This window comes from Nibricoccus aquaticus (assembly GCF_002310495.1).
Taxonomy (GTDB): domain Bacteria; phylum Verrucomicrobiota; class Verrucomicrobiia; order Opitutales; family Opitutaceae; genus Nibricoccus; species Nibricoccus aquaticus.
This window is the reverse complement of record NZ_CP023344.1, coordinates 3,639,791-3,661,213: the sequence shown is the minus strand read 5'-3', so window position 1 is coordinate 3,661,213 and position 21,423 is coordinate 3,639,791. Positions and strand designations below refer to the sequence as shown.

Below are 21,423 nucleotides of genomic sequence, written 5' to 3'. Positions count from 1 at the left end.
GCGTATCCGTCAAGCCGTGCGTCACATCTCCTCACGGCAGGCCGCCTGCTCGCCCCGCGCTCCGCGCACGTTTTCAGAGGAGAAATGCCCGCTTTCCCCTTTGACAGAGCAGAAACGCACTCATTGTCTCCCGTCGGCGGAACCGCCGCTTTTTCCCCGCATCACCAGCACCATGGCTTCAAACTTCTTCGGGTATTTCTCCAACGACATCGGCATCGACCTCGGTACGGCCAACACGCTCGTTTATGTGAAAGACAAAGGCATCGTCCTCCGCGAACCCTCCGTCGTCGCACTCGATACCACCACCCGCAAAGTGCGCGCCGTCGGCGACGAAGCCAAACGTATGTTGGGCCGCACCCCCGGCAACATCACCGCCATCCGCCCCATGAAAGACGGCGTCATCGCCGACTTCGACGTCACCGAGGCGATGCTCCGCTACTTCATCCGCAAGGTTCACAACAACGCCCTGCGCGTCGCCCCCCGCGTCGTCATCGCCATTCCCTCCGGCATCACCGAAGTCGAAAAACGCGCCGTCAAAGACTCCGCCACCCACGCCGGTGCCCGCGACGTCATCACCATTCCCGAACCCATGGCCGCCGCCATCGGCGTCGGCCTCCCGATCGATGAACCCGCCGCCAACATGATCGTCGACATCGGCGGCGGCACCACCGAGATCGCCATCATTTCGCTCTCCGGCATTGTATTCTCAAAGTCGATTCGCGTCGCCGGCGACGAACTCGACGCCGCCGTCGTGAACTACATGAAGCGCGCCTACAACTTGCTCATCGGCGAGCGCACCGCCGAAGAGATCAAGATGAAGATCGGCTCCGCCTACCCGCTCGACGAAGAACTCTCCCTAGAAGTCAAAGGCCGCGACTCCGTCGCCGGTCTCCCCAAGACGATCCACATCACTTCGCAGGAAATCCGCGAAGCGCTCAGCGACACCATCGCCGCCATCGTCGACGCCGTCCGCACCACCCTCGAACGCTGCCCGCCCGAACTCTCCGCCGACCTCGTCGACCGCGGCTTCGTCATGGCCGGCGGCGGCTCGCTCATCCGCGGCATCGACCGCCTCCTCAGCGAAAAAACCGGCCTGCCCGTCACCGTCGCCGACGATCCTCTCTCCGCCGTCGCCAACGGCACCGGCGCCGTCCTCAACGACCTCAACTGGGTCATGCAGAACGTCTGAGTTAAATCGCGACACGTCGCGCATCGGATCGATTTTCACGATCTCGCTATCGGCTCCGAACCACTTCGCCTTTCCCGCGTCTCTCCCGGGCTGAAAACCCGCTCCGCCCCTCGTGCCCGCTAAACGCATCGACCAAGCCAGACCCTTCTTCGTCCTCGGCCTCATCATCGCCGCCTGGCTGGTCGTCCCCGCTATCGTCAAACGTTTCGGCCGCGCTTCCTTCTTCGAGTTCCAGGCACCCATCGACGTCTCCGCCTCCGCTGTCCGGGATCTCCAATCCTACTGGGCGTTGCGCACGCGCTCCAAAGACGACCTCATCGAATCCGGGAAACAACTCTCCCGCCTCAACGCCTCCTACGAACTCGCTATCCAGAAAAACGCCGCGCTCGAAGGCGAGATCCACCGCCTCGAAGACCTGCTCAATCTCCCCGTCTTCCAGGACTACAAACCCGAGACCGCCCGCGTCGTCCGCCGCAGCTTCGGCACATGGTGGCAACGCCTCACCATCCGCAAAGGCTCCGCGCACGGCATCACCGAAAACGCCCCCGTCATCTTCGTCGGCGGAGTCGTCGGCCGCGTCGCCAAAGTCGGCCTCTACACATCCGAGGTCGATCTGATCAGCACCCCCGGCCTCCGCCTCGCCGCCACCCTCGAGGGCGATACCCGGCCCATCAGCTACCAAGGCGCAAGCAAAGAAGCCTTCGGCCCTTTCGGTGGACTCATTGATTTCGTCCCGCTCGATATTTTTGCCAACTCCGCCACCCCACGCCGCGTCGTCACCTCCGGCCTTGGCGGCACATTTCCTTCCGGCCTCGTCATCGGCAAAATCAACAAACTCGAACCCAGCCCCGATGGCCTCTTCAAATCCGGCTCCGTCGAACTCGACCCGCGCTTGGCCGATGTCACCGAAGTCACCGTCCTCGTCCCGCTGAAAAAGCCATGACCTCGCGGCGGCTCATCCTCGTCGCCTCAGTCTGCGGCATCGTGCTCTGGACTGTCTTCGCCCAGCTCAATCACTACCTCTCCAGCTGGCACGTCAGCCTCTTCATCGGCGGCCTCCTCGTCGTCTTCCCTGCCCTCCGCCTCAACTACCGCGACGGCTGGAAAATCGTCGTTCTCCTCGGCCTCTGGTTCGACGCCACCGCCCCCGTCCGCTTCGGCCTCCACGCCGTCCTCTTCCTCGCCGCCCACACGTTCATCTTCAATTTACGCGCCCGTTTTCCCCGCGAAGAAACCTACTTCGGCATTCTCGTCGCCCTCATCGCTAACGCCGCCATCTTCCTCGTCCTTACCCTCGGCCTGATCGTCCGCCACCCCGCGCCCCTCGGCGCGCTCCCCGCGATCTTCCTCGATCTGTTCATCTCCGAACTCTTCGTCGCCCTCGCCGCCGGCTGGTTCTTCTCACTTCAGGAACATGCCCTCGAAATCGCCGGCTTCAGCTTGCGCCACGAACGCCGCGGATTGCTGTAACGGCACGCACATCCGATGGCCGACCGCACTTCAGACCGTTCCAGCAGCCTCATGGAGTCCCACAAGGGCTACGACCTGCGCATCCTGTTTTTCTACCCCGCCATCGCCGCCCTCCTCCTCATCCTCATCGGCGGCCTCGCCTACCAGCAGCTCATCAAAACCGACGAATACCACTCGCGCGAAAAACAACAAAACCAGCGCCGCATCCTCACCCCCGGCCCCCGCGGAAACATTTACGACCGCGAAGGCCGCCTCCTCGTCAAAAACCGCGCCCGCTTCTACGCCGCCGTCAACCTCGACGAGCTCCGCACCGAGTTCAACAACGCCGTCCGCACCATTCGAAAAAACTACCTCGCGAACGACGACAAGGACCTCCCCTCCTATTCTCAGCTTCGCTCTATCGCCCGCTACAGCGTCCTCCAAAAACACGCCGACGACATCAACCGCATCACCGGCCGCTCCATCAAAATCGACGCCGACAATCTCAAGCGCCACTTCGAAACCCAGCTCCTCCTCCCCTACATCATTGCCGACGAGCTTACCCCGGAGGAATACGCCCGCCTCTCCGAACAACTCCCCGTCACCGACCCCGTCCAGATCCTGGCCGCCAGCACCCGAGAGTATCCCTACAAAAACGTCGCCGCCCACGCCCTCGGCTACGTCCGCCCTTATGACGAACTCAACGCCGACCTCCCCGAAGACGGCGTATGGACCGTGAAAATGCGCGGCACCATCGGCAAAGACGGCATCGAGGGTCGCTTTAATAACATCCTCCAAGGCAAACCCGGCGTCGCCACCTACCGCGTCGACCCCACCGGATACCGTGTGGACGCCCCCCTCGACCGCCGCCTCCCCGTCCAAGGCCAGAGCATCAAAACCAGCCTCGACATCGACCTCCAAATCGCCGCCGAAGAAGCCATCAAAACACTCGACGGCGAACCCGAGGAAACCGGCGAAACCGACGCCAACGGCCAAAAAATCATGAAGGCCAAACCCCAGGCCGGCGCCGCCGTCGCCATCGATGTCCGCACCGGCGAAGTCCTCGCCGTCGTCAGCGCCCCCACCTATGACCTCAACAACTTCATGCCACGCCTCTCCAGCGACGACTTCGAGGCGATGAGCGACACAGGCGCCTGGCTCAACCGCGCGCTCAACGGCCTCTATCAGCCCGGCTCTACGTTCAAAGTTCTCACGTCCATCGCCGGGCTTCGCGCCGGCGTCATCGACCCAGCAACAACCCACGTCGAATGCAACGGCACCTACCAGATCGGCAACCGCACCTTCGTCTGCCACAATCATCGAAGCACGCCCGGCGAGATGACCCTCGCGACCTCGCTGGAGAAAAGCTGCAACATTTTCTTCTACGACTGCGGTCGAAAAATGGGCCCTGACGCGATCGCAGCCGAAGCACGCCGCTTTCATCTGGATCAGAACACCGGCATCGAACTCCCTGGCGAAACCCGACGCATGGTCGTTCCCGACCCCGCCTGGCTGCAACGCGTTCGCGGCGAACGCTGGCCCGAAGGCGAAACCGCCAACTACGCCATCGGCCAAAGCGCGCTCATTCTCACGCCCCTTCAGATGGCCTGCTTCGTGGCTTCCGTCGCCCGCGGCGAAACCGTCACTCACCCCACACTGCTTCACGATCCCAAACGCCCGCGTCAAAAAACCGAGCCGATCGGCCTCACGCCAAGACAATACAACGGACTTATCGAAGGCATGCGCCGCTGCGTGGAAACAGGAAGCGGACGCAAACTCAGCAACCCGAAACTCTTCAACTTACAATATGCCAAGATCGCCGGAAAAACCGGCACCGCCCAGAAAGACTATTACGAAAACGGCGTCAGAGCGCGTATCAACTACGCCTGGTTCATCGGCTTTGCCCCCTACGACAACCCCGAGATCGCCGTAGCCGTCATCCTCGAAGGCGGCCCCGGTGATGAAATCGGCGGCGGTGACCTGGCCGCCCCGATCGCCGGCGCGATGCTCCAAAAATACTTCGACAAAAAAGCCGAGCAGCCCGCCTTGCCCGCCGCCACGGTTAAAACCGCCGCCCGCTGACGCTCACTCCGTCTCTAAACTCTCAACTCAGCTCCTTCCCCCAAACAGCGCCGTTCCCACCCGCACCACCGTGCTCCCGGCCGCCACTGCCGCCGCCAGATCACCGCTCATCCCCATGGACAGCTCGCGCAACGGCACTCCGAAACGCCCCGCCAGCTCATCCCGGATCGTCCGCAAATTTCCAAACGTCCGAACAGCCAGTTCCGCACCCTCCGCCGGATTCGCCCCGAGCGGCGCGATCGTCATCAATCCCTCGATACGCAAATGCGTCTTCGCCAGCGCCACTTCCAACAACTTCGACGCATCCCCCGGCTCCGCCCCAAACTTCGCCGGATCGTTCCCCGCGTTGATCTGAAGCAGCACCCCCAGCGTCTTCCCGCTTTCCCCCGCCGCCCGGTCGAGATGATTGAGCAGCTTCTCGCTGTCCACGCTCTGCACCCGGTCAAACGTCTGCACCGCCAGCTTCGCCTTGTTCGACTGCAAGTGCCCGATCAGCTCCCACCGCAGCCCCGGCGCACTTGCCGACACCAGCGGCCGCTTCTCCACGGCCTCCTGCACACGGTTCTCGCCGACCGCCGCCAGCCCGCAGCGCGCCGCATACTCAGCCGCCACCGCCGGATGCGTTTTTGTCACCGCCAGCAAGGCCACCTCTGCTGGATCGCGCCCCGCCACGCGACACGCTTCGGCGATTTTCGCGCGCACTTCGGCGACGCGGATTAGAAAGTCTTCGTAGGTGATCATGCAGCAGGCCGTTTAAGAGATTGCAGGGTGATTAGAGAAATTTATGCTGAGCCCAGTCTGATCGCACCATGCAAATTGAGAATTTCAAAATCTTCGCCGACCTCGTCGAGACGAAGAGCTTTTCAAAATCCGCCAAAATAAACGGCATCACGCAATCCGCCGTGAGCCAGCAAGCACGGGCGATGGAGCGCCACTTCAAGACGCTGCTGATCGATCGCAGCCAGAAACAATTCCAGCTCACCCGCGAAGGCCAGCGCGTGTACGAAGCCTCGAAGGAAGTGCTTCACCAGTACGAGAAGCTCCTCAGCGAGCTCCAGGAGATGAAGAAGGTCATCAGCGGCACCATCCGCATCTCGACCATTTACTCCATCGGCCTCCACGAGCTGCCGCCCTACATCAAGCGCTTCCTCCACGATTTCCCCTCGGTCAACGTCCGCGTCGAGTACCGCCGCTCAAATCTCGTTTACGAAGACATCCTCCATAACTCCGTGGACTTCGGCCTCGTCGCCTTCCCCGTCAAAGTCCGGCAGATCGAACAACTCCCTTTCCGCGACGACCGCCTCGTCCTCATCACGCATCCGTCTCACGAACTCGCGAAAGCGGGCGAGGTCGATATGAAGACCCTCGCCGGTCAGAAATTCATCGGCTTCGACCCCGACATCCCCACCCGCAAAGCCGTCGACCAGATCTTTCGCGACAACAAACTCGAGATCGAGCCCGTCATGGAGTTCGACAACATCGAGACCGTGAAACGCGCCGTCGAGATCGACCACGGCATCGCCATCGTCCCGCAGGCCACCGTCCTTCAGGAATCGAAACAGGGCTCCCTCTGCATCGTGCCTTTCAAAGGCAAAGAATTCTCCCGCCCCCTCGCTATCCTCCACCGCAAGGGCCGGGTGCTCACGCCCGCGATGAAAAAGTTCATCGAAGTCCTCAACATGGACATGACCGGCGCGGCCGGAGCTTGATCGCCACTCGGCCAAACGGTTCCGCCTCCCGGACAAATGATTCAGACTGCGCGGCCTTGACGGCCCGGCGCGGCATAGAAGCCTTATTACAACCATGTCGGCATTAGTGCTCACTCTCTACGCAATCACCCTCGCAGGTATGATCGGCTTCGCCGTTCACCGCCTCAAAGTCCTCTGGATGTACGCCCGCCACGCGCGCAAGCCCGCCGCCCCCGCCCAGTGGAAAGGCCCGCAACCCCGCGTCTGCGTCCAATGCCCCCTCTACAACGAGTCCCTCATGATCGAGGGCCTGCTCAACTCCGTCACCGCTCTCCGCTGGCCCAAGGAACTTCTCGAAATCCAAATTCTCGACGACTCCAACGACGACACTCCCGCCATCATCACGCGCTGGCTCGAAAAAAATCCCTCACTCGCCGGGTGCGTGAAACACATCCGCCGCCCGCATCGCGGCGGCTACAAGGCCGGCGCGCTCGCTTATGGCATGACTCTCACCGACGCCGAATTCTGCGCCGTCTTCGACGCCGACTTCCGCCCCGCCTCCGACTTCCTGGAAAAAACGATGCCCTACTTCAGCGACCCCAAGGTCGGCGTCGTCCAGGCCCGCTGGGAATTCTCCAACCGCCGCGCCAGCCTGCTCACCCGCTTCCAGGGCATCTTCCTCGACGCCCACTTCGTCGTCGAACAAGCCGCCCGCTTCGGCTCCGGCCTCTTCTTCAACTTCAACGGCACCGCCGGCGTCTGGCGCCGCATCTCTCTCGAAGACGCTGGTAGCTGGTCCGCCGATACCGTCACCGAGGATCTCGACGCCTCCTACCGCGCCCAGCGCCGCGGCTGGAAATTCATCTATCTCAGCGAGTACACCGTCCTCTCCGAACTCCCCGAAAAACTCACCGCCTTCAAAACCCAGCAATACCGCTGGACCAAGGGCGGCATCCAGGTCGCCCGCAAACAACTCGGCGAAATCTTCGCCAGCGATCTTCCCTCACGCGTGAAGCGCGAAGCCTTTTTCCACCTCACGACCGGCTTCGTTCATCCGCTGCTCGTCACTTTCGCGATCCTGTTCGTTCCCTATCTCTACTTCGCCGAGCAGGTCGAAATGACCGGCATCTGGTTCGTGCTCAATCCGCTCTCGGTCCTCCTCGTCGGCGGCACCACCGTGATCCTCTACATCACCAGCCAGTATTTCCGCGACCGTCAGTGGACCGATGGACTTCTCTGGCTCGTCTCCTCGCCGCTCCTGCTCGCATTCGGCCTCGCGATGAGCGTCACCTGCTGCGTCGCCGTCATCGAAGGCATGTTCACCATGGGCGGCGAATTCGTCCGCACACCCAAAGGCGGTCGAGAGGCCAGCGTCGGCGGCGTCATGAAAAAACTCCGCAGCCGCATGCTTTTCGCTGTCGTTACCACCGTGGAAGTGCTCCTGGGCCTCGTCATGCTCTTCGGCGCGATCTACTTCGCCCGCCACCACGAGACCGACATCGCGATCACCCTCTTCATCAAATCCGCCGGCTTCCTCGGCATCGCCGCTATGTCCATCCCCGACCTCTTCCCACGTCAGCGCACCGCAGCTGCCGCTTGACCAAGGGAATAATCCGCGTGCCTTGAGGCTCGTGTACGTATGACGAGCATGAACAAAAACTCCCTCCGCGCCTTCCTCTTCGTAGCCCTGGGCGCCCTGCTCGGCTTCGTCGTCACCGCGTGCAACCGCTCCGACGCCACGCCCTCGACCCCGTCGCGTCCCTCCGCCTACAAAGCCCTCCCCGCCGCGAACCCCGCGCCCGTCTGGGCCCTCACCGATCTCGACGGCAAGACGCTCAACTCCGCCGACTTCAAAGGCAAAATCCTCGTCGTCGACTTCTGGGCCACCTGGTGCCCGCCCTGCGTGCATGAAATCCCCGGCTACATCGACTTCGTCAAAAAACACGGCACCGAAAAAATCGCCCTCGTCGGCCTCTCCCTCGACGAAATCCCCGCTGCCGACGTGAAGAAATTCGCGACCGCCAAAGGCATCAACTACCCCGTCGCCATCGCCCCGCAGGAACTCCTCGCCCAATTCGCCTCCGTCGAAGGCATTCCCGCCACCTTCATCGTCGATCGCGACGGCAAACTCCGCTTCATGAAAGTCGGCTCCGCTCCCATCGAAGATCTGGAGAAAACCGTCGCCGGCCTCCTCTGAGCGCGCGGACCTCCGCTCACGCTCGCGCCATGACCGACATCCGCGACCAGCTCAGCCGCCCGCTGCGCGACCTGCGCATCTCGGTCACCGACCGCTGTAACTTCCGCTGCACCTACTGCATGCCCGCCGAGATCTTCGGCCCCGGTCACGCCTTCCTGAAAGATCCGCAGCTCATGTCGTTCGCCGAACTGACGCGCATCCTCCGCGCGTTCGTCTCCCTCGGCGTCGAAAAAATCCGCCTCACCGGCGGCGAACCGCTCCTGCGCGCCGACGTCCCCGAACTCATCCGCTTCATCAAAACCGAGCTCCGCGTCCCCGACGTCGCCCTCACCACCAACGGCTGGCTCCTCGAAAAACACGCGCCCGCCCTCCGCTCCGCCGGACTAGACCGCCTCAACGTCTCCCTCGACAGCCTCGACCCGAAAACCTTCGGCCGCATGAACGGCCAGGGCTTCTCCCCCGAACGCGTCATCCGGGGCATCGACGCCGCCACCGCCGCCGGTTTCCCCGTGAAGCTCAACATGGTCGTCCAGCGCGGCGTCAACGACCACGACATCGTCCCCCTCGCCGACTGGGCCCGCCAGCGCCGCCTCACCCTGCGCTTCATCGAGTTCATGGACGCCGGCAATCACAACGCCTGGCAGCGCAGCGAAGTCATCCCCGCGCAGGAAATCGTGGATACACTCTCCGCCCGCTGGCCCCTCGCCCCTGTCGGCCCCGCCTACCGCGGCGAAGTCGCCGCCCGCTACCGCTACCTCGACGGCTCCGGGGAAATCGGCCTCATCAGTGCCGTCACCGAGCCCTTCTGCCGCGACTGCAACCGCGCCCGCCTCTCCGCCGACGGCAAACTCCACACCTGCCTCTTCACCGCCCTCGGCCACGACCTCCTCTCCCCCCTCCGCACCGGCGCGACCGATGAACAACTCCACGACCGCATCGCCCGCATCTGGGGCGCCCGCACCGACCGCTACTCCGACGAACGCGCCGAACGCCTTGCCCGCGGCGATCTCGTCCCCAAAGCCGAGATGAGCTACCTCGGCGGCTAAGGTGGAACGCGCCGTCCCGGCGCGTTATCCACGACCGCCCGATTTCATCCCTCCTCGCGCCCCCACTCCTTCCGCCCTCGCTACCCACCTCTCTCCACTCCGACCTCATGCGCAGCATCTTCATCCTCGCCCTCCTCGCCGTCGTTCTCGCCACCATCGCCATTGGCGTCCGCTCCGGCCTCTTCGCGCGTAAAGACCCCGGCAAGCCCATCAACGCCGCCATGCGCGCCGCCCTCGAAACGCCTCAGTTCTCCACCGAAGATGCGATGATCATTGCGCAGCGTTATCCCAACGCCCGCAAAACCGAGAGCGGCCTGCTCTACGTCGTCCACGCCCCCGGCGAAGGCCCCACTCCCTTCAAAGGCCAGATCGTCTCCGTCCACTACACCGGCACATTTCTCAACGGCCAAAAATTCGACTCCTCCCACGACCGCGGTGCCCCGTTTAATTTCCAGGTTGGCTTTGGCCGCGTCATCATCGGCTGGGACGAAGCCTTCGGCTCGATGAAGAAAGGCGAAAAACGCACCCTCATCGTCCCCTACTGGCTCGGCTACGGCGAAAAAGGCCGCGGCAAAATCCCCGCCCGCGCCACCCTCCTCTTCGAAGTCGAACTCCTCGGCATCGACGGCGACGCGAAATAATCGCCCCAGGCCGGTCGGTTTGTACCCGCCTCGACTCGGTTTTTCATAGCTCGCCGCTTGCAGCAGGTTTGGCGCGCCCCTAGCCTCCGCCCCAATCCAGCCAAGCCATGCTTCCACCCATCACGCCCGGCTTGTGCAGCGCTGTATTGATGCCGCACGGACAATGCTACTTCTGGCAGCACGAGCTCATCGCGCTCCACGCCATCGCCGACGGCCTCATCGCCCTCGCCTACTTCTCCATTCCGCTCATCATTTTTTCGTTCGTCCGGAAACGCCGCGATCTCCCGTTTCCGGTGATCTTCCTGATGTTCGGCGCGTTCATCGTCGCCTGCGGCACCACCCACCTCCTCGAAGTCTCCAGCATCTGGAATCCCCACTACTGGCTCTCCGGCTGGGTCAAAGCCGCCACCGCGCTCATCTCGCTGATCACCGCCGTCGCCATGATCCGCATCGTCCCGCAGGCGCTTGATCTTCCCAGCCCCGCCGAGCTCAAAAAACTCAACGACTCCCTCGAGGAACGCGTCCGCAACCGCACCGCCGACCTCGCCGCCGCCAACGAACACCTCTCCCGCGAAATCTCCCAACGCGAACAAGCCGAGGCCGAGGTCCGCCGCCTGAATCAGTCCCTCCAAAACCGCGTCGCCGAACTCCAGACCGTTTTCGATCTCGCCCCCGTCGCCATCGGCCTCGCCCAAGATGCCGAATGCCGCGACATCCGCATCAACGAAGCCTTCGCCCGCATCCTCGGCCTCGCCAAAAACGCCAACGGCTCACTCACCGCCCCGCCCGACTCCCGCCCCGTCACCTTCAAAGTTTTCCACGACGGCCGCGAACTCCTTCCGCATGAACTGCCCATGCAGCGCGCCGCCCGCGAAAACCTCGCCATCCACAACTTCGAGGAAGTCCTCATCCGCGCCGACGGCCAGAAACTCGAACTCATCTCCACCGCCGTTCCCCTCCGCGACACCACAGGCCAGTCCCGCGGCTGCGTTGCCGCCTTCCTCGACGTCACCGCCCAACGCCGCTCCGAACGCGACCGCCTCGAGTTCGAACGCCGCCTCCAGGAAACCCGTAAACTCGAAAGCCTCGGCGTCCTCGCCGGCGGCATAGCCCACGATTTCAACAACCTGCTCACCGGCATCCTCGGCAACGCCAGCCTCGCCCGCATGGAACTCCCGCCCGAGCACCTCAACGTCCACGAACTCCTCAACCGCCAGGAACAGGCCGCCCTCCGCGCCGCCGACCTCTGCCGCCAGATGCTCGCCTTCGCTGGCAAAGGCCGCTTCGTCGTTCGCCCCCTCGACTTCAACCGCCTCATCGAGGATGCCCGCGCGCTCCTCACCGTCAGCGCCGGCAAGGACAACTCCCTCGACTACTCACTCGCCCCCGAGCTCCCCGCCATCCAGGCCGACGCCGCCCAGATGCGCCAGATCCTCGTCAACCTCGTCAGCAACTCCGCCGAAGCCATCGGCGACAAACCCGGCCGTATCACCATCTCAACCACAACCCGCCACATCGACGCCGCCGGGCTCGCCACCACCGTTCACCGCGGCCAGCTCACCCCCGGCGAACACGTCTGCATCGAAGTCTCCGACAACGGCTCCGGCATGGACGACGCCACCTGCGCCAAAATCTTCGACCCCTTCTTCACCACCAAATTCACCGGCCGCGGTCTCGGCCTAGCCGCCGTCCTCGGCATCGTGCGCGGCCACAAGGGCGGCATCGCCGTCCGCAGCATCCCCGGCCACGGCTCCGTTCTGTCCATTATCTTCCCCGCCCACCTCAGTCCTAAAACTCCGGATACCCACGCCGGCCTTCCTCCGCCGTCACCCGCCGCCAGTGGCGCGCTCCTCGTCGTCGACGACGAGGAAACCGTCCGCACCGTCGCCGCCCGCGTCCTCAGCGGCTCCGGCAAAACCGTCGCCGAGGCCTCCGACGGTCACGCCGCCCTCGCTCTCGCCCGCCAGCCCGGCCAGAAATTCGACCTCGTCCTCCTCGACCTCACCATGCCCGGCCTCGACGGCGAAGCCACCTACCGCGCTCTCCGCGAAATCGATCCCCGCCTCCGCGTCATCCTCATGAGCGGCTACAGCGAACAAGAGACCCTCAGCCGCTTCTCCGGCCAGAGCATCGCCGGCTTCCTCGCCAAACCCTTCACCGCCTCCCAGGTCCTCGAAAAAGTCCGCGAAGTCCTCGGCCATTAGCGCACCGCCTCCGCTTCAGAGGTAGGGCGGGGTAGCCTTGACCCCGCCTTTCCGATTCCGCCTCCGCCCACACGCCACGCCCATTCACAACCCCAGCAACGATCCGTTCTGCTTGATCCACTTCTCCGCCTCGCGCCAGCCCGGGCAAACTTCCTCCACCCGCGCCCAAAACCGCGCCGAGTGATTCATTTCCTTCAGATGCATCAGCTCGTGATAAATGATGTAATCGCGCACCGCCGCCGGCGTCTGGATCAGCCGCCAATTCAGCGAAATCACCCCGCCCGTCGTGCAGGAGCCCCAGCGCGTGCGCTGATTGCGCACCGAAACTTCCTTCACTTCCACGCCCGTCTCCGCCGCCAGCTCCCACGTGCGCCCCGGCAGCTCGATCTTCGCCTTGTGCAAAAAGTGCGACTCCAGCGTCGCCCGCAGATCTCCCGTGAAACCGCTCACGCGAAACACATCCGCCCCGAGCGACACCATCGGCCGCTCCTCGAAAATCCCCTCGCGCGTCACCTGCTTTTCTCCCGCCTTGCGGATCTCCATCATCTCCCCGCGCCACAGCACATGCGCGCCCAGCGTCCACACCACCGCACCGCGCGGCTTCAACTTCTGCCGCGCCCGCGCCCGCTCCAGCCAGTCCTGATGCTGCTCCACGAAACGCCGCGCATCCCGCTCCGTCCCCTGAGCCGGTATCGTCGCTACGGCGACACCGTCACGCCGCAACGTCAGCCGGTAGTTAGTCGCCCGATGACTCCGCTCGAAAACGATCCCGTCCTGCCCCGCCTGATTCCCGCCCGACGCCGGCGGCCCTTTATGCACGCCCGGCTCCGGCGTGAATGCATCGAATAAACTTTGTTGGATCGCGTCGTCGCTCACGTGCTGATGATGCCCGCGAGTAAACGCCCGCACCTCCGCGACGCCAGCGCGATATTCGCTTTTCCGCCCGCGTTTGCCCCGCTCAAAGCCGCACCACCCGCCACCCCAGCGGCTTCCCTTTTTCCACCGTCAACCACGCGAAACTCGGCGGCGCCCCGCGATTCGCATACGACACGCACCCTGGGTTCAACCACCGCACCCCGTGCAACATCTCGTCACGCGGCACATGCGTGTGCCCGTGCAACACCACCTCGCACCCCACCGGCGCGCGCGACGGCGGGATATGCTCCAGATGAAACCGCACCCCTTCCCGCTCCAGCCGCAACGTCAGCGGCCAGCCCGGATAAAAATCGTTATTCCCCAGCACCACCCGCAACGGCGGCCCCAACCGCTCAAATTTCTCCAGCGTCTCCGGCTCGCACACATCGCCCAGATGCCACAGCTCGTCTGCGCCCGCGAGCAGCCCCGGCAGTCTGGCCGGATGGTGATTGTGCGTGTCTGCGATTACGGCGATGCGCATGGCGGATGCGCGCCAAGCACGCAGATTCCGCGCCGTCTGACAATCGGTGCCTCCGACTGCGCGCACGGTTTGACACCCTTTTCTCGCGGACGATTTTCCCGCCGTGCCGCTCCACACGCTCATCGTCGATTTCAACAGTTACTTCGCCTCCGTCGAACAGCAGGAGCGCCCCGAGCTGCGCGGCCGCCCCGTCGCCATCGTCCCCGTGATGACCGAACGCACCTCCTGCATCGCCGCCAGTCTCGACGCCAAACGCCACGGCGTGAAAACCGGCACGCCCGTCGCCGAGGCCCGCCAGATGTGCCCCGGCCTTGTCGTCATCGAAGCGCGCTCCGAGCTGTATGTGCAATATCATCACCGCCTCGTCGCCATGATCGAGCGCTGCGTCCCCGTCACCGAAGTCCTCTCCATCGACGAAGTCCGCTGCGATCTCCCAGGCGATTTTTCCCGCCGCGAAAAAGCCCAGGCCATCGCCCAACAAATCAAACGCACCATCACGCACGAAGCCGGCCCGTGCCTCACCAGCAGCATCGGCATCGCCCCCAACGCCTTCCTCGCCAAAGTCGCCTCCGACCTCGTGAAGCCCGATGGCCTCGTCCTCTTCGACGACCCCGATCTCCCCGGCTGCCTCTACGAACTCTCCCTGCGCGACCTCCCCGGCATCGGCCACAACATGGAGCAACGCCTCCTCGCCGCCGGCTTCGACTCCGTCGAAAAACTCTGCGCCGCCTCCCGCGCCGATCTTCGTCGCATCTGGGGCGGCATCGAGGGCGAGCGCTTCTACGACGGCCTCCACGGCGCTGTCGTCTACCGTCCCGCCACCCAAACCGGCAGCACCATCGGTCACTCGCACGTGCTCCCGCCCGACATGCGCAACGAGTCGAGCGCACTCGCGACGCTTCACCGCCTCCTCCAAAAAGCCGCCATGCGCCTGCGCCACTCCGCGTCCTACGCCGGCGGCCTCCACCTCAGCCTCCGCTACGTCGGCCGCGACCGCTGGAGCGATGCGCTCACCTTTCTCGAAACTCAGGACACGCGCGAACTCATCCGCGTCTTCAACCAGCTCTGGGACCGCCGCCCCACCTCCGCCCGCGCCCAGCCCATCGGCGTCGGCGTCACGCTCTTCCACCTCTCGCCCGCGCACAATCACACCGCCACGCTCTTCGAAACCGGCGACGCCCGCACCGGCCTCAACGCCGCCATCGACCGCCTCAATCGCAAGCTCGGCAAAAACACCGTCGTCTACGGCGGCGCTCTCGGCGCGCTCCACTACGCTCCCATCCGCATCGCCTTTAATCGCATCCCCGATGTCGCCCTCGAAGGCGGCGAGACCGACGACGAACTCCTCGCCACCCCCGCTGACATCCAAAACGCCCGCTCCTCGCGCACCTCTCGCGCTTCACTCAAATCCCCACGCCGCCAGGCCGGTGTCTTCTGACCTGAGGATTTCCCCCGGGCATCCGCGCACGTGCCTTCCTGCACATCGACGGCGTAAAACTTTCGGCAAAATAGCCTTTATGAGGCAATTATGAGCCTTCGCGCCCGATTTTTCCTTCCCGATCAGTTAACGTGCCCTACTTTTTTAGAACGCCGCTACTCCCTCCACTTATCCTGTCACTCCGATGTTCGATCAGCTGAAAAAACTCTTTGGCGCCAAGCCCTCCACCGCTTCCCGCCTGCGCCCCGGCCAGCCCGGCTACAAGCTCGGCACCATCCTCTTCGTCGATGACGAACCCGAGGTCCGCTCCATCGCCCGCCTCTCCCTCGAACCCCTCGGCTACACCCTCATCGAAGCCGAGGACGGTGCCAAAGCCCTCGACATCTTCGAAAAGCGCAGCGCCGAGATCGGCCTCGTCGTCACCGACGTCCTCATGCCCAACCTCGACGGCCTCGGCCTCTCCGCCCGTCTTCACAAACTCGATTCCGCCCTGCCCATCCTCCTGCTCAGCGGTCATGTCCTCGAAGAAGATCTCTGGGCCGAAGGCAACGCCCGCATGAGGTATTTGATGAAACCCTACCGCCTTCAAGATCTCCAGGACATCATCGTGGACCTCATCGGCCCGGCCCCCACCCCGCCCGCCGACGCTTCCACCTGATCCCACCCGCAGGCAGTTTCCTCTCGCCCGCGCTTCACAACTCCCCCTTCCTCGCAGCCGACCTATACCAGCATGGATGAGCAACTTGTCCTAACGGCACAGACCCTCAGGCTTAACCCCAACGTCCAGCGGGCCGACATGTCCGGCGGCGTCTCCGTGCTGAAAAACGTCCCTGCACGACGCTACCTCACTGTCACGCTCGACCAGTGGAATCTGCTGCGCAACTTCGCCACGCCCGCCACCGTCCCCGACGTCCTCCGCGCCGTGATCCTCAACCGCAGCTGCGTCCCGCTGCGCGAGTATTACGAACTCATCTTGAAAGCCCAGCGCGCCGGCGTCCTCCGCCTCGAGCGCCAGACCGAGCCCGATGAACGCGCCCGCCGCTGGGCCGTCCCGCTCAACGCCTGGGTGCCGATCATCTTCGGATGGCTCTCGCTCATCGCCGCCGTCACCCTGCTCATCACGCGCCCCTTCACCTGGCCCGCGCCATTCCCCGCCGGTGCGCTCGATGTATTCATCGGCTGGGCACTCCTCTGCCTTGGCCTCAGCGCCGGCTCCGCGCTCGCGGCCTCGACCCTCGTCTGGGGCGGCGGCGAGATCTACGACCCGAAACTCAATCTGATCCGCCCCACGCCTTACTTCGGCGTGAATCTCGAAGACGCCTGCATGACCAGCCGCCTCACGCAGGTCGGCGTCTGGAGCGCCAAGTTCATGCCCGTCACCCTCACCGCCGCGCTCCTGTGGTGGTATCAACCCGCCTGGGGCCTGCTCCACGTGATCGCCGTCCTCGTGATCCTGCGCCCCGGCGCCGGCGGCGTCATCACGCCAATCCTCTCCGTGCTCTTCCGCGGCCAGATTCTGGACACGCATAAAAACATGTCCTTCAGCCCGAACCGCCGCTGGAAAATCCGGCTCAAGTTCGGCGTCGCCCGCGTCAAGGCTGTCTACGTTGCCGCCCGCCTCGTCTGGGGCGCCGCCTGGTGCTTCCTCCTGCTTTCCGTCGTCCTCAACGCCACCGACCGCAAGGTCCGCGAAGTTCTCGGCAGTGGCGAATACTGGCGCGAAGCCGGCCAGTACTTTGCCATGGCCGCCATCGGTTCGCTCCTCGTCTTCATCGGCCGCCCCGTCGCCCGCAGCCTCTGGGTCCGCTCCCGCGCCCGCTACCGCGAAATCGTCCAGATGCTCCACCGCTGGGGCGCGAAGCCCGAAGAGGTTAGCAACCCCGACGCCATCGCCCGCCTGCTCGCCGACTCCCTCATCTTCCGCCGCCTCCCGCCCGCCGAGCGCGCCGAACTCGTCAAACGCGCCAAGCCTCAGGTATTCAAAGCCTGGAGCCTCATCCGCAAATTTTCCGACAAATCCAACGAGGTCGGCATCATCCTCTCCGGCGGCGTCGCCGTTTACCGCCGCATGAAATCCGGCCGCGCCGAACGCGTCCTCGAGCTCGGCGAGGGCGATGTCTTCGGCGCTCACGCCCTCCTCGACACCGGCCGCCCCGAAGCCCAGGTCCGCGCCCTCACACCCGTGATCGCGCTGATCCTGCCGCTCGAAGAATTCCAGCAACGCGTCGTCGCCAAGCTCGGCGTTCCCCTCGCCAACGACCTCGTCCACAAAGTCCCCTTCCTGCGCCGCCTCTCCTTCTGCCGCAGCTGGCACCCGCAAGCCGTCGCGCGCTTCGCTCAAATCTCCTCGGTCATCGCCTACAACGAGGAAGAAACCATCGTCGCCGAACGCCAGGACAGCCACCAATTCTACGTCGTGTACGAAGGCCGCGTCATCGTCAGCCGCGGCAAAAGAATCCTCTCGCGCCTCGGCCCCGGCGGCTTCTTCGGCGAGATCGGCCTGCTTCAAAACAGCTCCGCCATCGCCGATGTGCGCACCAAGGAAAACGTCCGCTGCCTCGTCTTCAGCAAAGCCGATTTCCTCCGCTTCATGACGCATAATCCCCTCGTCGGATTGCAGCTCGAAGAGATCAGTTCCCAGCGCCTCGGCCACCCGCTCTTCCCGCTCAACTCGCACTCCTTCGACGTCCGCTGATAGCAACAGGTCGCCACCCCGGGGCTTGCACGTGCCTGCCGGCAAACGCAGCGTCACCGGCATGACCCCGAAACTTGGCGTGTGGATTCTCGCGGCGGCATCGTGCTTTTGCGCACCGTTCGCATGGACAGAGGAAACGTCGGCCAGTCCTCTGTTGATCGAAAAAGCGGAAGCAGGCGACACCGCCTCCCAACTCGCCCTCGGCATCGCCGCCGAAGACAACGAAACGAAACCCGACTACGCCACCGCCGCGCGCTGGTACCGCCGCGCTTCGGACGCAGGCTCCGGCATGGCCGACTGGCATCTCGGTATGTTGTACGAGACCGGCGAAGGCGTGGAGCAAAGCTACGATCAAGCCCGTGCCTGCTACGAGCGCGCCCTCGCCCGCGGGATTGAAGCGGCTGCCATGCGGCTCGGCCTTTTCTACCTCGAAGGCTGGGGCGTGAAATCGGATCGAGAAAGAACCCTCGCGCTCGTCACCCGCGCCGCCGAGTCAGGCTACGTCCCTGCCATGAATGTGCTTTCCGGCATGTACATCGCCGGCATCGGCGTTGCGAAAAACAACCAGCACGCCCTCGCCTGGGCCGAGCGCGCCGCGGCCTACGACGACAAAGACGCCCAGCTTACCATCGGGGCTATTGTCATGCGCGACCAGAACATGCGGCGAGACATAAGGCTCGCGAGGCAGTGGTACCAGATGTCCGCCGAACAGGAATACACCACCGCCATGCTCGCCATGGCCTCGACCTTCCTGAAACGAGGCGCCACCGACGACGACCGCGCCAACGGCCGGCGCTGGCTTGAGCTTGCCCTCGAAAACCAAAGCTCCGAAGCGGGCTTTCTCCTCGCCGTTTACGAGTTCACCTCTCCCGATGGCTTGACTCCACCGGCAGAAACACGCGCCCGCGCTTTCCTCGAACGCGCCGTCGCGCTCGGCTGCCTGGAAGCATCCGAAGTCCTCGAACTCGAAAAATCCGGCCGCCCCCTTCGCGACTCGCTGCGCCACGTGGCGACAGTCCCAATGGAAGTCCGCTACGTGGCTCGCTCCGCCCGTTGGATTGAGGCCCAAAGCACCGCCGGAAACCGGCCGCCCAAATTTGTGAAAGCAGTCAGCCCTGTTTATCCCGCGACACTGAGTCTCGCCAAACAGGAAGGCACCGCCGTGATCCGCTTCGTCGTCGATACCAAGGGCTTTGTCCAGGAGCCCGTCATCGTCAGCACCACCCATCCCGCTTTCGCCGACTCCGCGATTCAGGCAATCCGCCAGTTCCGTTTTGAGCCTGGAATTAAAGACGGCCGCGTCGTGTCCACGCGCATGCAATTACCAATTTATTTCCAGCTGAAAGTCCCCGTCACCCGCTCATCCACGCGGACCGATTGAGCCCGCGAGCAACTGCCCGCACACCGCCAGCAACCGCTCCCGCAGCGGCTCGCCCCGCGCCGCAAAACCGCGCTGATGGCGCTCGTACTCCGCGCGCCCTTCCGCCGTCTCGATCCTCACCGGCTCGAAACCCAGCGCCCGCAGATCGTACGGACTCGCCCGCATGTCGATCTCCCGGATCTCCCGCGCCAGCGCGAAACAATCCGCCACCAGCTCCGACGGCGTGAACGGCGCGAATTTGAACGCCCACTTGTACAGATCCATGTTCGCGTGCAGACACCCTCGCTGCTCGAAACGCGCCGTCTCCGGCCGCGTCGGCTGGAGTTTGTTCAACGCCCGCGCCGGCTCCGTAAAAAAACGAAACGCATCGTAGTGCGAGCAACACACCGGCTGCCCCTCGACGATCCTCGCCAGCTCCTCCGGCGGAAAACGCAGCGGCCACGCGTTGTGCCTTACCTCCTCTGCGCTCTGCCGGTAAACCATCGCCCACTCGTGCAGACCGAAGCACCCGAAGAACGCCGGCCGGTCCCGCGTCCCGGTCAACATCTCCCGCAACCACACCAGCGTCTCCCGCCGCCGCTCCGGGAAATCCGCAGCCTCGACCGTCACCCCGCCGTCCACACTTTCCCGATACCCCGGCCAGCGCAAAAATTCCCGCGCACCCGCGCCTTCAAGCGTCACTCCCACGCCCGGATGCCAGCGCTTCAGCCAGCTCGGCCGAAACGAGTAGTAGTCGAATAAAAAATCGAAGACCGGATGCTTCTCCCCGAGCGACCGCCGCGCCTGATGCGGATCCGTCCACACCGCGACCCGCGCCTCATGCGCGCGCTGCCGCTCGCGCCACACGGCCTCGGTGAGAGTTGTTCCTGTTTCGACCACGCCGGAAACAGCAACGCCTTCTCCCTCCGCGGACAATCCCCGACACCTGAAACTTTTCCCGCCGCGCCCGTGTTCAAAGATCGCAGCATCACACAATCTTCCGGCCAGACCACGGCCCCTTACCAACCCGTCCGCCACCGCATCACGCTTAGGCGGACGGTTTAATTTTTGTCGTTTCCTTTCCCGCGTGGACGCGAACGCTGCCACTCACCCGCTCATGGATTCGCCCGACACCGTCCTCACGCTCGATCGCCTCGGCCACTGGAAACACGAAGGCCACAAACTCGCCGTCCTCGGGCACCCCATCAAACACTCCATTAGCCCGGCCATGCACAACGCCGCGCTCACCGAGCTGGCGAAAACCGACACGCGTTTCCTCGACTGGAAATATTTCCGCTTCGACGTCCCGCCCGACGATCTCCCCACCGCACTCGCGCGCCTCCACGACGAAGACTTCACCGGCCTCAACCTCACCGTCCCGCACAAGGTCATTGCCTTCGGCCACGTCGGCGAGATCGACAAAGCCGCCCAACCCATCGGCGCCGTGAACACCCTGCTCCGCACGCCGTCCGGCTGGCGCGGTTACAACACCGACGGCTACGGCCTGGCCACGGCGATCAAAGAAACGCTCGGCCGCGAACTCACCGATTCCCCCCTCATCCTTCTCGGCGCAGGCGGCGCGGCCCGCGGCGCGGCCGTCGAATGCCTCCAGCGCACATGCGCCTCCCTTTGGATCGCCAACCGCACCCGCTTCAACCTCGACGCCCTCCTCATCGACCTCGCGCCCATCGCCGGAAAAATCCCTCTCCACGGTTTCGACCCGCAAAATCCTCCCGCCGATCTTCCCGCCGACGCGCTCGTCATCAACGCCACCTCCGCCGGCATGAAACCCGCCGACGCACAGCCGATCGATCTCACGCAGCTCCCCAAGCCCGCCGGCGTGTTCGACATGATCTACAACCCGCCCGAAACGCGCCTCCTCGCGCAAGCGCGTACACTCGGCCTGCCCGCTGCCAACGGCCTTTCGATGCTCATCCACCAAGGTGCCCGCGCCTTGGAAATCTGGACCGGCGGCCCCGTCCCCGTCGAAGCGATGCGCACCGCCGCGACCGCCGCCTTGGGCCGCTAACTCACGTCA

19 protein-coding genes are annotated in these 21,423 nt (G+C 64.3%); 15 read left to right on the top strand and 4 right to left on the bottom strand.

All coding sequences use genetic code 11. The features are described from left to right. Positions 1-172: 172 nt before the first annotated feature. The 4 genes from CMV30_RS14770 (at position 173) to CMV30_RS14755 (ending at position 4,720) form a co-directional block, all read left to right on the top strand. Positions 173-1,189: a rod shape-determining protein gene (locus CMV30_RS14770; RefSeq protein ID WP_096056745.1), complete on the top strand. Its 1,017-nt coding sequence runs from the start codon at positions 173-175 to the stop codon at positions 1,187-1,189. 112 nt (positions 1,190-1,301) lie between these two features. Continuing rightward, complete coding sequence (gene mreC / locus CMV30_RS14765) at positions 1,302-2,132, top strand: rod shape-determining protein MreC (RefSeq protein ID WP_096056744.1); 831 nt, start codon at positions 1,302-1,304, stop codon at positions 2,130-2,132. After that, on the top strand, positions 2,129-2,659 hold the full coding sequence (locus tag CMV30_RS14760; protein ID WP_096056743.1) for a hypothetical protein: 531 nt from the start codon (positions 2,129-2,131) through the stop codon (positions 2,657-2,659). The genes mreC and CMV30_RS14760 overlap by 4 nt, the downstream gene beginning before the upstream one ends. Positions 2,660-2,674: 15 nt before the next feature. Beyond that, on the top strand, positions 2,675-4,720 hold the full coding sequence (locus CMV30_RS14755; RefSeq protein WP_096056742.1) for a peptidoglycan D,D-transpeptidase FtsI family protein: 2,046 nt from the start codon (positions 2,675-2,677) through the stop codon (positions 4,718-4,720). A gap of 27 nt (positions 4,721-4,747) precedes the next feature. Here CMV30_RS14755 and CMV30_RS14750 read toward each other — a convergent pair whose 3' ends face one another. Further along, positions 4,748-5,461 (bottom strand): YggS family pyridoxal phosphate-dependent enzyme, encoded by a 714-nt coding sequence (locus CMV30_RS14750; protein WP_096056741.1) that lies wholly within the window; start codon positions 5,459-5,461, stop codon positions 4,748-4,750. 68 nt (positions 5,462-5,529) lie between these two features. Here CMV30_RS14750 and CMV30_RS14745 point away from each other — a divergent pair, with 68 nt between their 5' ends. The 6 genes from CMV30_RS14745 (at position 5,530) to CMV30_RS14720 (ending at position 12,496) form a co-directional block, all read left to right on the top strand. Beyond that, positions 5,530-6,429 carry a LysR family transcriptional regulator gene (locus CMV30_RS14745; protein ID WP_096056740.1) on the top strand — a complete coding sequence of 300 codons (900 nt, stop codon included), beginning with the start codon at positions 5,530-5,532 and terminating at the stop codon, positions 6,427-6,429. 94 nt (positions 6,430-6,523) lie between these two features. Beyond that, on the top strand, positions 6,524-8,008 hold the full coding sequence (locus CMV30_RS14740; protein ID WP_096056739.1) for a glycosyltransferase family 2 protein: 1,485 nt from the start codon (positions 6,524-6,526) through the stop codon (positions 8,006-8,008). Positions 8,009-8,056: 48 nt separating this feature from the next. Next, the gene (locus CMV30_RS14735) at positions 8,057-8,605 is read left to right on the top strand and encodes a TlpA family protein disulfide reductase (RefSeq protein WP_175414895.1); all 549 of its coding nucleotides are present in this window, start codon (positions 8,057-8,059) and stop codon (positions 8,603-8,605) included. A 29-nt stretch (positions 8,606-8,634) separates the two neighbouring features. Beyond that, entirely contained in the window at positions 8,635-9,651 is a 1,017-nt protein-coding gene (gene moaA / locus CMV30_RS14730) for a GTP 3',8-cyclase MoaA (RefSeq protein WP_096056737.1), read from the top strand. Positions 9,652-9,758: 107 nt separating this feature from the next. Then, positions 9,759-10,292, top strand: coding sequence for an FKBP-type peptidyl-prolyl cis-trans isomerase (locus tag CMV30_RS14725; RefSeq protein WP_096056736.1), 534 nt, complete (start codon positions 9,759-9,761; stop codon positions 10,290-10,292). A gap of 107 nt (positions 10,293-10,399) precedes the next feature. Then, a complete protein-coding gene (locus CMV30_RS14720; RefSeq protein ID WP_096056735.1) occupies positions 10,400-12,496 on the top strand; it encodes a hybrid sensor histidine kinase/response regulator in 2,097 nt (698 codons plus the stop codon). Between the two features lie 84 nt (positions 12,497-12,580). On the opposite strand, the gene CMV30_RS14715 is transcribed toward CMV30_RS14720, so the two are convergent. Together CMV30_RS14715 and CMV30_RS14710 are read right to left on the bottom strand one after the other, a co-directional pair. Beyond that, the gene (locus CMV30_RS14715) at positions 12,581-13,372 is read right to left on the bottom strand and encodes a M48 family metallopeptidase (RefSeq protein ID WP_245844235.1); all 792 of its coding nucleotides are present in this window, start codon (positions 13,370-13,372) and stop codon (positions 12,581-12,583) included. Positions 13,373-13,454: 82 nt separating this feature from the next. Beyond that, positions 13,455-13,892, bottom strand: a complete 438-nt coding sequence (locus CMV30_RS14710) for a metallophosphoesterase family protein (RefSeq protein ID WP_096056733.1) — start codon at positions 13,890-13,892, stop codon at positions 13,455-13,457. A 103-nt stretch (positions 13,893-13,995) separates the two neighbouring features. On the opposite strand from CMV30_RS14710, the gene CMV30_RS14705 reads away from it, so the two are divergent. The 4 genes from CMV30_RS14705 to CMV30_RS14690 all read left to right on the top strand — a co-directional run bounded on the left by CMV30_RS14705 (position 13,996) and on the right by CMV30_RS14690 (position 19,406). Continuing rightward, positions 13,996-15,330, top strand: coding sequence for a DNA polymerase Y family protein (locus tag CMV30_RS14705; protein ID WP_096056732.1), 1,335 nt, complete (start codon positions 13,996-13,998; stop codon positions 15,328-15,330). Between the two features lie 184 nt (positions 15,331-15,514). After that, positions 15,515-15,988: a response regulator gene (locus CMV30_RS14700; RefSeq protein WP_096056731.1), complete on the top strand. Its 474-nt coding sequence runs from the start codon at positions 15,515-15,517 to the stop codon at positions 15,986-15,988. Positions 15,989-16,060: 72 nt separating this feature from the next. Then, positions 16,061-18,025 carry a cyclic nucleotide-binding domain-containing protein gene (locus CMV30_RS14695; protein ID WP_096056730.1) on the top strand — a complete coding sequence of 655 codons (1,965 nt, stop codon included), beginning with the start codon at positions 16,061-16,063 and terminating at the stop codon, positions 18,023-18,025. A 61-nt stretch (positions 18,026-18,086) separates the two neighbouring features. Further along, on the top strand, positions 18,087-19,406 hold the full coding sequence (locus CMV30_RS14690) for a TonB family protein (protein WP_138223315.1): 1,320 nt from the start codon (positions 18,087-18,089) through the stop codon (positions 19,404-19,406). On the opposite strand, the gene CMV30_RS14685 is transcribed toward CMV30_RS14690, so the two are convergent. Then, positions 19,386-20,285, bottom strand: a complete 900-nt coding sequence (locus CMV30_RS14685; RefSeq protein ID WP_096057793.1) for a 3-methyladenine DNA glycosylase — start codon at positions 20,283-20,285, stop codon at positions 19,386-19,388. The two genes, CMV30_RS14690 and CMV30_RS14685, sit on opposite strands and share 21 nt — an antisense overlap. Positions 20,286-20,502: 217 nt before the next feature. Between CMV30_RS14685 and aroE the strand changes: the two genes are divergently transcribed. Next, positions 20,503-21,414 (top strand): shikimate dehydrogenase, encoded by a 912-nt coding sequence (aroE, locus tag CMV30_RS14680; protein WP_096057792.1) that lies wholly within the window; start codon positions 20,503-20,505, stop codon positions 21,412-21,414. The last annotated feature ends 9 nt before the right edge of the window (positions 21,415-21,423 follow it).